General features: G+C 33.3%; 11 protein-coding genes. 10 read left to right on the top strand and 1 reads right to left on the bottom strand.

Annotation, left to right across the window (positions count from 1 at the left end; translation table 11 throughout):
* Positions 1-1,026: a YncE family protein gene (locus JI747_RS02160; protein WP_225685951.1), complete on the top strand. Its 1,026-nt coding sequence runs from the start codon at positions 1-3 to the stop codon at positions 1,024-1,026.
* Between the two features lie 207 nt (positions 1,027-1,233).
* On the opposite strand, the gene JI747_RS02165 is transcribed toward JI747_RS02160, so the two are convergent.
* The gene (locus tag JI747_RS02165) at positions 1,234-4,344 is read right to left on the bottom strand and encodes a DUF5686 family protein (RefSeq protein WP_225685953.1); all 3,111 of its coding nucleotides are present in this window, start codon (positions 4,342-4,344) and stop codon (positions 1,234-1,236) included.
* A 488-nt stretch (positions 4,345-4,832) separates the two neighbouring features.
* Between JI747_RS02165 and JI747_RS02170 the strand changes: the two genes are divergently transcribed.
* The 9 genes from JI747_RS02170 (at position 4,833) to JI747_RS02210 (ending at position 12,678) form a co-directional block, all read left to right on the top strand.
* Positions 4,833-5,498 carry a phosphatase PAP2 family protein gene (locus tag JI747_RS02170; RefSeq protein ID WP_225685954.1) on the top strand — a complete coding sequence of 222 codons (666 nt, stop codon included), beginning with the start codon at positions 4,833-4,835 and terminating at the stop codon, positions 5,496-5,498.
* A gap of 15 nt (positions 5,499-5,513) precedes the next feature.
* Complete coding sequence (locus JI747_RS02175; RefSeq protein ID WP_225685955.1) at positions 5,514-6,188, top strand: response regulator transcription factor; 675 nt, start codon at positions 5,514-5,516, stop codon at positions 6,186-6,188.
* Positions 6,189-6,196: 8 nt separating this feature from the next.
* Entirely contained in the window at positions 6,197-7,456 is a 1,260-nt protein-coding gene (locus JI747_RS02180; RefSeq protein WP_225685956.1) for a sensor histidine kinase, read from the top strand.
* A gap of 81 nt (positions 7,457-7,537) precedes the next feature.
* Positions 7,538-7,972, top strand: coding sequence for a hypothetical protein (locus tag JI747_RS02185; protein WP_225685957.1), 435 nt, complete (start codon positions 7,538-7,540; stop codon positions 7,970-7,972).
* 205 nt (positions 7,973-8,177) lie between these two features.
* The gene (locus JI747_RS02190) at positions 8,178-8,768 is read left to right on the top strand and encodes an HD domain-containing protein (RefSeq protein WP_225685958.1); all 591 of its coding nucleotides are present in this window, start codon (positions 8,178-8,180) and stop codon (positions 8,766-8,768) included.
* Positions 8,769-8,781: 13 nt separating this feature from the next.
* Positions 8,782-9,576, top strand: a complete 795-nt coding sequence (locus JI747_RS02195) for a phosphatase PAP2 family protein (protein ID WP_225685959.1) — start codon at positions 8,782-8,784, stop codon at positions 9,574-9,576.
* Between the two features lie 12 nt (positions 9,577-9,588).
* Complete coding sequence (locus JI747_RS02200; protein WP_225685960.1) at positions 9,589-10,005, top strand: EamA family transporter; 417 nt, start codon at positions 9,589-9,591, stop codon at positions 10,003-10,005.
* A 219-nt stretch (positions 10,006-10,224) separates the two neighbouring features.
* Entirely contained in the window at positions 10,225-11,907 is a 1,683-nt protein-coding gene (locus tag JI747_RS02205; RefSeq protein WP_225685962.1) for a tyrosinase family protein, read from the top strand.
* Between the two features lie 9 nt (positions 11,908-11,916).
* Complete coding sequence (locus tag JI747_RS02210) at positions 11,917-12,678, top strand: DUF2182 domain-containing protein (RefSeq protein WP_225685963.1); 762 nt, start codon at positions 11,917-11,919, stop codon at positions 12,676-12,678.
* Positions 12,679-12,786: the final 108 nt, after the last annotated feature.

Consider the following 12,786-nt stretch of genomic DNA (forward strand, 5'->3'; position numbering starts at 1 on the left):
ATGAACACAAAATCTTTCATCATTGCAAGCGTATTTCTGTGTCTTTCACTTCATGTTTCAGCTCAGAAAACGTCTTCAGCAAATCCAATTAAAACCTTTACAATAGGAGGGAATAGTGATGGTTGGGATTATTTAACCGTAAATCCTGAAAATAATTTACTATATGTAAGCCACGGAACCAAAGTAAATGTTATCAACAAAACAACAGGCGAAAATCTTGGCGAAATTGCAGGAACAACAGGTGTTCACGGTATTGCATTTACTCCAAATTCTACGAATGGATTTATCACCTGCGGAAAATTAAATTCTGTGAAAGTATTTGATGTTAAAACAAATCAGGTGACAAGCGAAATCCCGGTCGGGCAAAATCCAGATGCTATTTTCTACGATATTTTTTCTAAAAAACTGGTGGTCTGCAATGGGAAAACAAATAATATAAGCGTGATTAACCCTGAAAATAACACGGTTGTAAAAACCATTGATGTGGGTGGAAAACCTGAAACCGCGGTAAGTAACGGAAAAGGGAAAATTTTCGTCAATATTGAAGATAAAAACGAAATCGTTGTTATTGATGCTAAAAATTTCACAGTACTAAACCATTGGAGTTTAGATAAAGAAGAAGGACCTTCCGGACTTGCTATGGATACAAAAACCAACAGACTTTTTAGCACCTGTGATAAAATGCTGGTGATTTTAGATTCCGAAACGGGAAAAATGATTAAAAAAATGCCTATTGGAGAGGGTTGCGACGGTGCTGTTTTCGATGATAAGTCGAAGATCATTTATACATCAAACGGAGAAGGAACCATTTCTGTAATTCAGGAGAAAAATGCGAATCAGTTTGTAGCGCTTAAAAACATTACGACTAAAAAAGGAGCAAGAACGCTTACGTTAGATAGCTCTACACAGACTATTTATCTGCCGACAGCTGATTTCGATGACAAAGAAAAAGACAGCCGGGGAAGACCAAAGATCAAAGAAGGAACTTTTGAGGTTCTTGCGGTGAAAACCGATTATTATAAATAAGAGTATTATGAATACAACTGTTAAGCTTATTTAAACTTTTTATTTAGCCACAAAAGGCATAAAAATTCAGATAATGTATTTAAAGATTGTCATTACAATGAAAAAAGACGCATAAGCCTTTAAAAAATCTTTGATTTTTATTCTGTTGAGAACTTTTATGATCTAATAGCATCTACCCTTATAGTTTTGGATCTTTTGTGGTTACATCTAAAATGTTGTGTTAAACCCAAATCTGATCCCAAACTTTGGTGAGGTGCTATTGTTATTATTAGAAATATTATTCCAGATAAAATCTATTCGTAATGGGCGAAGATTACCAAAGCCAATATTCTCTATCCCAAAACCATATTCGATATAAGGTTTTTTGGGAACATTATATTTAATAGTTGAACGGTTGAGATTGATCATTTCATCAGAAATTTTTCCCATATAGCTGCGAAATATGAGAACACTTCTGAATTTTGTTTTATTCAAAACCGGAATGTGGTTGATGATAAATCCATTAAAATGGTGATCAATATTAAATTGAACAAATTCATCTGCAACAAATTGATAATAGTTTAATAAAGCAAAGGTATTGGGTGCATAAAAATAGGTTTGATTTGCCGAAACGCCACTAGCTAAAGATAAAGGGACGGGATTAAAAGTTTTTCCTGCAATAATGGTAGGATCAAAAACTCCGAATTTTCCTAAAAAAATTGGGTGGTTATACAGAATATTAATTTTTTGATATTTAAATTGTGATTCTCCAAAATCACTAAATCCTCTTGTGAAATTGGTTAATAAAGAAGGATGCAACTTAATTCCTAAATTCCTGTCAACACCAGTTCCAAAAACCTCTCTTCGGGGAGTGTAGTTTACGAAGAAAGTCGTATTGAAATCATTGGTCATATTTTCTAAATTATGAGTTTCAGGATTTATAAAAGCGAGAGAAAATAAATCCGGAGCCGCACTTTGTATGGTACTGTAACTTCCTAAAATTCCCACTTCAACGTTTTTATAAGGCTCCGATGAAATTTTAACTCCTACTTTGTCAATTTTAGATAAATAATAATTTCTGCCTCTGGTAAATATAGCTTTAGATTCATTCTGAGCATCCGGCAGAATATGATCGCCGACAAAACTGGTTAATCCGGCTTGTTGATAGTCGTCTGTGTATGCTGCATCAATTACTAATCTTCCTTTTTTTAATAAAAGATACCTTGTTTCTAACCCAAAGCTGAGAGAATTGTTTTTAAAACCATAGGTTGTAAAGCCTTGTATTCTAAAGCGATCATTTAACCCATGATAGGTTCTGAAGCCAAGTCTGAAATTAAATCCCTGAATCTCATTACTGGCAATGGCACTGTAAATATTTCCAAGCTGTATTCCTTTAAAAGCATTGAAATAGCCTTCTGAAAAGGTATAAAGAGTATTGGTTATGTTAGTGATTTTTGGAGTGTTACTTGTAAACTCAACCAATTTTTCAATTCTTTTAGCTTCGGCATCGGCATTTTCGGCTATTAGATCTTTGGAGGAAGAAGGAATCTGTTCCGGTGTAATATCATTATAAAATGAAATTTTTTGGGGTTCATCAAAAGTATAATTACTGAAAAAATCTTTTTTTATTACATAAAGTCCCCTTTCATCTTTCTTTGTAAGTATCGTAAAAACACCACTATAATTATTACTTTCGGGAATATATATTTTTTGATCATTTAATGTATACGTTTTGCTGAAATTCAGATCTTTTACAAAATTGAGATTCATATTGTGAGGCGCTATCAACTCTATGGAAACTAATGCATAATTGATGGAAGATATTTTAAAACTACCTCTGAAACCAAGCTCTCTGCTTTCTCGGGGAAAATAATGGATGGTATATATTTTTTCATTATCTACAACAGTACTGTCTTTCAGTACATAATCATAGGTTCCAAAACCTTCTTTTGAAAGCGGACTGACAAAATTCTTATTTAACAGGACAATATTTTCTTCGTATGGATTTACATTTTTGAAAGCAACTTCCAGCCTTTCAAACAATTTTAAATCCTGAGGAACTCCAATATCTTTTCTTGCCAGTATTTTTCTTTTTTGTAAGTTAAATTTTGGTGATACATAATGATGATTAAAAGTTTGCAGCAGCTCAACCGGAATGTCAAAGCGATCACCGGAACCAGTAAGAATATTTTCATTAATCACGGAATCTGTTTTTTCTTTGAAAATATCTTCAGAAAATTTTCTGGTCATTCCATTCAAACCTATTTCTATACTGCTGTATTCATTATATTCATAAAAAGGGTTGTTAATTTTTTTGTTTTCATCTTTGTGCGCCCAGACTTTAAGTAAAACCTGATAGGCGGGATTAACTTCTTTTTTTACTCTTTTTTTTGATTTGCCAGATAAAAGAACGGTTTCAATTCTTGTAGAATCTTTTATTTCAGAAACCGACTTTATCTGTGCAGAAAGGAGGTGTATTCCCAAAAAAAGAATCACTATATATGCTTTTTCTACGATGCTTTTGTTTACAACTGTTTTTTTTCTTTTTTTTCGGAACGGTCTTTTGATGAGCATTTTAAAGTTCGAATTATAATTAGCATTCATGTGGGTATTGATGCCGTAAATAATTTCATGTTGACACATTTTAGACGCTGTTCTGAAAAGATGATCCCAGATGGAAAGAATATCACCATAATTGGTATCCGTATAGGGTAATCTGTAATGATGATGAATGCTATGAGAATTTGGCGTAACAAATACAAGAGAAACATACCGGTCTATGCGTTCCGGAAGTTTTATACTTGAATGAGAAATGATGTTTGAGCTGCTTTCAAGCAATTGAAAAATAATAATGATCCAAGGGGAAATGCCCCATACAAAAATCGTTAGTATAAAAAAGCTGACACGCAAAAAAGTCTCGCCAGGATGCTCGCGAAAGGTTGTGCTGATGTCCACTTCCATATCACTATGGTGAATCTGATGAAATCGCCAGCAAAAAGGAATTTTGTGCATAAGGTAATGGTAGAGAAAATTGGAAAAATCCAGCGCAATAATGGCTATCAAATAAAACAAAAAAGTATTTTCTTTAATTGGAAGATATTTTAAAAGTCCCCAATGACATATTTCTGTCTGGTTTGAAACGTATAGTGCTAAATATGACAAAATCATTTGAACAGGAATCACAAAAATTAAAAAATGTGCATTCAAAAAGGTATGTACGATTTTTTGCTTAGAATCTTTGTTATGAAATAAGTTTTCAATTATCCAAAATGCAGCAAGTATAAATATGAATAACGAAATCTGAATCGTAAAAGTGTGATTTTCCAATAAATGGGTCATTGTATATAAGTTTTAGATAAGGAGAATTATTGATGTAGCCTCGATAAAATCAAAATGATCTTGATTTAATTTTCCATGTGGTATATTTTCTAAAAACAAATTTGTGTACGCAATCTGTAGAAAAACTGAATTTAAATGAGGAATTAATAAATTTTCAAAGATTTTTAATTGATTGTGTATAAATGGTGAATAATTATTTTATTTATAGTTAATTCAATAATTATTCTGAGGGATTAAGATATATGTGTTTATTCTAATTTTTTCACATTAAATATTAACTGCAACTTAGATCGAAGTGATTTCAAGAAGATCCTATCAATTAATTCTTTTTTATCGAAAAGGAGATGTATTTGAAAACCATATTCTATAAGAAAGATTTTTCTATACTGTGCGATACCAGCAATTACAGGCTATCATTGATCTAGGTGGTTTAAATTCAGAATTTATTCAGAATCAGATTTTTAATTTGTATAAATAAAAATTTAATTATGACACCGATATCTTTTCAGAAAAGAAAAATTACACCATTTGTATATGGTATTTTTTCAGTGCTAATTATAGCATTTTTACTGTTAAGTATTTACGTAGTTGCAGAGCCTCCTCAATATTTGGATATTCATATTTCAAAGGAAATTCAAGAGAATCAAAGCACGGGGCTTAATGATTTTATGATATGGATAAGCTGGTTGGGAAGAACATCTGTGTCTGTAATTGTAGTCATTGTCCTTTCATTGGTTTTAATGATATTAAAATATAAAAGAGAAGCAATTTTACTTTTCTCAACCTTACTTTCAGGAATAATCGGACTGTTCTTTAAAGTAGTGATTAACCGTCCACGTCCAACCAAAGAATTTGTAAACTTATTGGAAGATACAAAATACCAGAGTTTTCCCAGTGGTCATGTTTTGTTTTACACCGTTTTCTTTGGGGCACTAATTCTTATGATTTTAAATACAAAAAAACTGACCAATAAATCAAGGACGATCCTTTCGCTAGTCTGTTTAAGCATCATCTTTATTGGAGCCGTTTCGAGGGTTTATCTTGGAGCACATTGGTTTACAGATGTATTGGGAGGCTTTATTCTAGGATGTATTCTTACAGGTATTGCCGGATATTTTTATCTGGAAGATTCTAAAAAGATTAATAATCAATAAACTTATATAACAATTATGAAAATACTTATCATAGAAGATGAATCTGCCTTAAGTAAAAGCATGGTCAGTTATTTGAGTTCTGAAAGTTATTTGTGCGAGGTTGCAAATGATTTTAAAAATGCGATTGAGAAAGCAGATTCTTACGACTATGACTGTGTTCTTTTGGATATCTCTCTTCCTGATGGAAATGGTTTAAATGTCTTAAAATTTTTAAAAGAAAATAATAAAACGGAAGGAGTAATTATTATTTCAGCGAAAAACTCAATTGAAGATAAAATAGAAGGGCTAAAAATGGGAGCCGATGATTATATTCCTAAGCCATTTCATTTATCAGAATTGAGTGCCCGTATTGCAGCAGTGATTCGCAGAAGAAAATTTAATGGAGACAATATTTTAATTCTTAAAGAAATCACCATTGATATTTTAGCTAAAACAGTTTCCATTAATAATCATATTGCAGATTTAACGAGAACAGAGTATGATCTGTTGCTTTATTTTGCTGTGAACAAAAACAGGGTGCTTTCTAAGGCCGCGATTGCAGAACATCTATCAGGTGAAGATATTTATCTGTATGAAAATTATGATTTTATATATGCTCATATCAAGAATCTCAAGAAAAAACTTTCCAAAGTTGGATGCGATGACTATTTAAAATCTGTGTACGGAATGGGATATAAATTTGAAATCTGATATCTGATATGAAACTCATTCATTATTTATCAAAAAGATATATTATCTACTCTGCAATCATTTCCATTATTGCTATTCCTTTATTTTACCTTTCCCTTCAGCATTTGTTATTGAGAGGCTTAGATGAAGGAATGAGGCAACAAAAAAACTGGATTGAAAATCAATTGAATGCAGTATCGCCAAAGAATTTCGTTTCTTTTGAAAATGACATCACTGTTACCCCTTCACAAAGATCGGTAAAGCCAGATATTTTCTTCAGTGAACCTATTTATATAAAATCGGACAATGAGACTGTCATGCATCGTGTGCTGATTGCAAATGTGATCGTAAGAGGAGAAAATTATACAATCAGGATTCAAAAATCAATGATAGAAGATGAAGATCTTCTTCAGAATTTATTGATGTTACAATTAGGTTTTATACTTATATTAATAGTCGGATTGGGACTGATCAACCTTTCCATATCAAAAAAATTATGGCTTCCCTTTAATGATATTGTGAAAAAAATGAAAGGATATCGGGTTGATACTTCCGATCAACTCAATTTCATGCCTACAAAAATAGTTGAATTTAAAGATCTTGAAAATTCAATTTCAGAACTGGTCAATCGGAATAATAAATTATATAAAGCCCAAAAAGAATTTACAGAAAATGCTTCACATGAGCTTCAAACGCCTGTTGCTATTTTTTCGAGTAAACTGGAATTACTGATGCAGACTTCTCCCATTTCTGAAGAGCAGGCTGATCTCATCAATGAAGCTTCAATGGCTGGGAAGAGAATGCAGAGGATCAATAAGACGCTTTTATTGCTGACTAAAATTGAAAATAATCAATTTCCTACTATGGAGAATATTGAGATAAAGTACGCTGTGAATGAGCTTATTCAACAATATCATGATACACTGCAGGTAAGGGAGATTAGCCTTGAAACTGAATTTCAGCAAGATATTAAAATTATAGCTAACCCTATTCTCATCGATATCTTATTGGGAAATCTATTATCTAACGCGATTAAACATACAGAAGATAAAAAAAATATAAAGGTTGAAATTTCCGGGACCTTTATACGGATCAGCAATGATGCACAAGATGGGAGTGCTGAACTGAAAGAATCTGATTTATTTCAGCGATTTAAAAAACAGTCAAATCATAATCAGAGTCTTGGGTTGGGACTGGAGATTTGTAAAAAAATTGTTAACCTCTATCATTTTAGAATTACCTACAGTTTTGACGATAGCAGGCATTATTTTACGGTTTTTTTTAAATAATTTTTATTTTTTTCTAAAAATTCAGCATGTCTACAGAATTGGGTTTCAATTTTACACTGTAATTAAAAAATCATATTTAAAATGAAAAAAATAGTTTTAGTAATAGTAGCCATGAGTTTAAGCTCTGTAGCGTACTCCCAGGAGAAAAACGATAAAGAAGAAGGTACAGAAGTTCCTGTAATTGTTGAAAAGGCATTTCAAAAAGCCTATCCGAATGTAAAGGCAAAATGGGAAGATGAAGACGGAAAATACGAAGGATCTTTTAAATACAAAGGTCAGGAAACAAGTGTCGTATATAATGCTCAGGGAATTTTGGAAGAAAAAGAAACTGAAATTAAGGTTAATGAGCTTCCCTTGAATATCCCTGTGTATATCACAAAAAATAAACTAGGAAAAATCAAAGAAGCGGCAAAGATTGTAAAAGCGGATGGTACTGTAAATTATGAAGCAGAAGTTAATGGGGGAGATGCTTTATTTGATGCTAAAGGTAATTTTATAAAACTTCATAAAGATTAAGTATTAAGTGAAATGATTATTTGGATTGGAAGTGGCTAAACATAGTCACTTCCATTATTTTTTTTAATTGTCCGTCATCTTATATCGGAAGAATTCAAAATTTCTTCTAAATCATTACAGATTATTGTATAAAAATTAATTGAAATTACTATAAAAACACAGGTTGTAAGATTGGGTACAGCTATAAGTTTTAAATATCATAATCATGAACAATGTAATACAAGCTGTAAGAGACTACGTTATACTGTTTCTTGCAGAAAACCTTTCAGATCAATTAACCTTTCACAATATTGGGCATACTTATGAAGTGGTTTCAGCTGTGCGCGAAATAGGACAGGAGTGCCAAATCTCAGAAGAGCAGAATTTTATATTACAGGTTTCTGCATGGTTTCACGATTGTGGATATGCATACTCCTACAAAGGTCACGAAGAAGAAAGTAAAAAATTAGCCAAAAATTTTTTAGAAAATGTAGGTTGTGAAACGGATTTCATAGAAAAAGTTTTGCAATGTATTAATGCTACCAAATATCCTCAAAATCCGACTTCGGAAATAGAGAAAATAATCTGTGATGCAGACATGTTTCATTTAACAAGAACTAATTATCAGAAATATGAAAAAGCTTTAAGACTGGAGTTCGAAAAATATCTCGGGCTTACTTTTACCGATGAAGAATGGCAAATGGAGAACAATCATTTTTTTAAGAATCATCAATACTATACAGAATATGGGCAGAAAATACTTGAAAAATTCAAAGAAGTGAATTTTTTGCTGATGAATTCTTCCAACAAATTTTAATACCCGAAAAGAAATGTCAAATTATCGTCAGAAAATAGCAATTGGTTTTTGCATTGTAGCATCAGTTTGCGGAAGATTATCCGCTCAGAGCAATGATTCAATTCAAACCCAGGAAATAAAGAAAGACAGTACCCGTGTTTTAAATACAGAAAAAAATACGTTAAGTTATAAAAAGCTAATCATTCCCACTGCACTTATAGGATACGGTGTGGCAAGTTTAAGTGTAAAAGGTTTGAAACAGCTGAATTTCTCGACCAGAGATGAAATTAATGAGCATAAACCTGACCATATCAGGCTTGATAATTATACACAGTTTGCACCAGCAGTTTTAGTTTACGGATTGAATGCAGCTGGAGTAGAAGGAAAGCATAATTTTAGAGACCGAACGATTATTTATGGAACATCAATGCTGATCACCTCTGCGTTTGTAGTTCCGTTAAAGCATATTGCAAAAGAAGAAAGACCGGATCAGTCCAATAACCTTTCATTTCCGTCAGGACATACGGCAATAGCATTTGCATCTGCACAATTTATGTTCAGAGAATATAAAGATACCAACTTCCTGCTTGGGATTTCAGGGTATTCTCTCGCTATATTCACTGGGGTTTACAGGATGTTGAATGATAAGCACTGGGTTGGAGATGTCGTAGGAGGAGCTGGTTTTGGTATTCTTTCAACAGAATTGGCATATTGGCTATATCCTAAAATCAATAATCTACTGAGTGGAAAGAACAAAAATTCTGCTGCAATGGTAATGCCTTACTATCAGAATAAAACAGTTGGGGTAGGGTTTGTCAAGAATTTTTAATTAAAATATGTTATGTGGCTGTACTATGCTATATTATCGGCACTATTTGCTGCATTTACGGCAATTTTTGCTAAAATCGGAGTGTCTAATATCAGTTCTAATCTCGCAACGGGGATCAGGACCGTTATTATTTTGGTATTAGTATGGAGTGTTGTTTTTATAAAAGGTGAATTTAAAGGAATTGGCTCCCTGTCAAAAATCAATATTATATTTTTAATTCTTTCAGGAATCGCAACAGGATTATCCTGGTTATTTTATTTTAAAGCCTTACAAATTGGAAAAATTTCGCAGGTCGCGGCAGTTGATAAATTAAGTGTTGCCATAGCGATCATCTTTGCAGTACTGTTTTTTAAAGAAACTTTGACTTTGAAAACAGCGGTAGGCGCTTTATTAATAATCGGAGGGACGATCGTATTAGCTCTAAAATAAAATGTAGCAGTAACTTTTTGAATATTTGTCTTTTTAAATTTCTATTTTAATAAAAATTATTATAAATACTTCTTAATAGATACTATTTAATTCATTATATTTGATAAAATTTAATTTTTGGCTTATTATTTTGAGAATATTAAAATTTAATATCTGAGAAGAAAAGCCAAAAATTAATCTTCCTAAAAAACTAAAACCATTTTAAAACAAATTAAAAACATGAAAAATTTTTTAAGGCAAAACGCGTGGGATGCCAACAACGGCGGTCAGTTCATTGATCAAAAAGGGAATTACACAGATCTTTATTGGTATGCGAAAGGTGTACAGGTAATGAAATCTAAGCCTATCAGTGATCCTACAAGTTGGTGGTTCTATGCTGCTATTCATGGACAATACTTAGTGAGTACAGCCGGTTCTGGGACTATTCCGGTAGGATTTCCCAATTGGGAAAAAATTCAGTCTATTCCTCAGAATGCAGATTTAAGTTCTCCTCCTTCAAAAAAACTGATTGATCTGTTTTGGGATCAGTGTCAGCACGGTACATGGTTTTTCCCTCCTTGGCATAGAGGATATTTAGTGGCATTAGAAAATATTCTAAGGGATATTATTACTCAGCAATGCGATGGACCCGATACTTGGGCTTTACCGTATTGGAATTACCTGAATCAATCAAAAGTATTTGCAGAGGACAAGATTCCACCGGCGTTTACGCTTATTGAATTACCGGATGGTTCGCCAAATCCATTATATGTGCCTGAAAGATATGGTCCCAACGGAGACAGAAACGTATTTGTCGTTATAGGCCCGAATACCAGTGAAGACCCTAGTGCTAATGATGAATGCCAATGGGATAAGATTTTCAGTGAGCCAACACCGCCTCCTGCAGGACCAGGAAACCTGAACGGCTATTTTTATGGTGGTGAAGAAACTGGTTTTATGCATAGTAATGGTGGTTTTGGAGACCTTGAGTCTAATCCGCACAACTTTGTCCATGTAATGGTAGGCGGATTTAATGGAGAAGCATGGACTGATCCTAATGCCCAGGAAGGCAGTGAAGGACTGATGGCTGATCCCGGAATTGCAGCACTGGATCCTATATTTTATTTGCATCATGCGAATGTAGATCGTATGTGGGCAGCCTGGAATGTTACAGGTGAAAATGCTAATTCACAAAATCCTAACTGGCTTGCAGGTCCTTCAGCGCAAGGTAATTCTCAGTTTGCAATGCCATTAGAGGATGACGGAACTCCTTGGTATTATACTCCTGAAGACGTGCAGAGCACAACAGATCTAAAATATTATAATGGGGAGATGTATTCTTACTCTTATGATGATCTTTCACTCGTTTCTTATGATACTACACCACCGGTTTCCTTACAGGAAAACTTAACAGAAAGATTGTCAAAATTAGGAGTTACTGGTGTTGCAGAAAAGAATTTAAAAATAGCAACTAATATGAATAATGAATTGATTGGAGCAAGCAAAAATTCAATTACTCTGAATAGTGGTTCTACCCAGGAAACCGTAAAGCTTGACTCTACAGCTTTGAAATCTGTTTCGAAAAGCTTTTCGAAAGCCTCGGCAAATGAGCTTCCTGATGAAATCTATCTTCAGCTAGAAAATGTAAAGGGAACAAATAATGCTAATTTTCTTTCACTGTATGTAAATGATATATTCGTAAGATCAGTGGCTCTTTTTGGTATCAGAATGGCTTCCCAGAAAGACAGTGCTCATGGAGGAGGTCTTACTTTCAAGTTCAATATTACCAATATTATAGACAGTTTACATCTTGAAGGTAATTTAGATATTAATTCTCTTGATGTTCAGATTAAAACTAGGAACCCTATCCCTGAAGAGAGCGGAATTACAGTAGGACGTATCAGTATTTATCGCGCCAGCTAAAGTAAAAATATGAAGTCTTTCTGGAATAATAATAGTACAATTTATGTTGTCATTATTGGGATAAGTATTGCTGTATGGGTATTATTACTGTTTAATCCGGGGCATATAATGACTGTGGAGCATTGTCATGTTTCAGCTTCAGGTGCATCTTATAATTCACTGAAAATGTTACTTCAGATGAATCCTCTTTCTACCCAGTTATTGGGTTGGGGATTAATGGTGATTGCGATGATGCTGCCTAAGCTTATCTATCCTATACAGCTGATCTCTAGGCAAAGCTTGAAACGTTCCCGTTTTATGAATGCTTTTTTATTTGTGTCAGCGTATATAGCCGTATGGATGTTGGTAGGAGTATTTATGATCGGAATTATTATGGCGGCAAATCTGCTCATGCCTATGTCCTATATTCCGGCTTTGGGAGTGTTGATTGTTGCTATAATCTGGCAGTTTTCCCCTTATAAGCAACGATTTTTAAATTTAGGGCATGATCATTATCTGCTTTCTGCATTTGGCTGGGATGCTTCACGGGATGCATTGCATTACGGATTTCAACACGGGATCTGGTGTGTAGGATCGGGATGGGCTTTGATGTTGTTTCCAATGCTATTGCCTACAGGACATAATTTAGCCATGATTATTGTGACTTTCATTATGTTGAGCGAACATCTGGAAAATCCTCAATATCCACGGTGGAAAATCAACCCAAGGCTTAAAGTAGTACGATACATTATTGCTCAGTCTAAAATTAAACTTATGATTAAGAGCAGATAAAATATCCAAAAGAAACTTTGGAATTTTTAATAACTATTGCCCTCCTTTAACTTAGTTTAAGGGAGGGTATTTGTTAATCTGAATGAAATTTTTTCTTTCTTTTACTAA

It is taken from the genome of Chryseobacterium tagetis (assembly GCF_016735585.2).
Classification (GTDB): Bacteria; Bacteroidota; Bacteroidia; order Flavobacteriales; family Weeksellaceae; genus Chryseobacterium; species Chryseobacterium tagetis.

Bases quoted from the DNA above. Each gene is read 5' to 3' on its own strand.
- JI747_RS02160 (WP_225685951.1), top strand. From the start codon at position 1: ATGAACACAAAATCTTTCATCATTGCAAGCGTATTTCTGTGTCTTTCA.
- JI747_RS02165 (WP_225685953.1), bottom strand. From the start codon at position 4,344: ATGACCCATTTATTGGAAAATCACACTTTTACGATTCAGATTTCGTTA.
- JI747_RS02170 (WP_225685954.1), top strand. From the start codon at position 4,833: ATGACACCGATATCTTTTCAGAAAAGAAAAATTACACCATTTGTATAT.
- JI747_RS02175 (WP_225685955.1), top strand. From the start codon at position 5,514: ATGAAAATACTTATCATAGAAGATGAATCTGCCTTAAGTAAAAGCATG.
- JI747_RS02180 (WP_225685956.1), top strand. From the start codon at position 6,197: ATGAAACTCATTCATTATTTATCAAAAAGATATATTATCTACTCTGCA.
- JI747_RS02185 (WP_225685957.1), top strand. From the start codon at position 7,538: ATGAAAAAAATAGTTTTAGTAATAGTAGCCATGAGTTTAAGCTCTGTA.
- JI747_RS02190 (WP_225685958.1), top strand. From the start codon at position 8,178: ATGAACAATGTAATACAAGCTGTAAGAGACTACGTTATACTGTTTCTT.
- JI747_RS02195 (WP_225685959.1), top strand. From the start codon at position 8,782: ATGTCAAATTATCGTCAGAAAATAGCAATTGGTTTTTGCATTGTAGCA.
- JI747_RS02200 (WP_225685960.1), top strand. From the start codon at position 9,589: ATGTGGCTGTACTATGCTATATTATCGGCACTATTTGCTGCATTTACG.
- JI747_RS02205 (WP_225685962.1), top strand. From the start codon at position 10,225: ATGAAAAATTTTTTAAGGCAAAACGCGTGGGATGCCAACAACGGCGGT.
- JI747_RS02210 (WP_225685963.1), top strand. From the start codon at position 11,917: ATGAAGTCTTTCTGGAATAATAATAGTACAATTTATGTTGTCATTATT.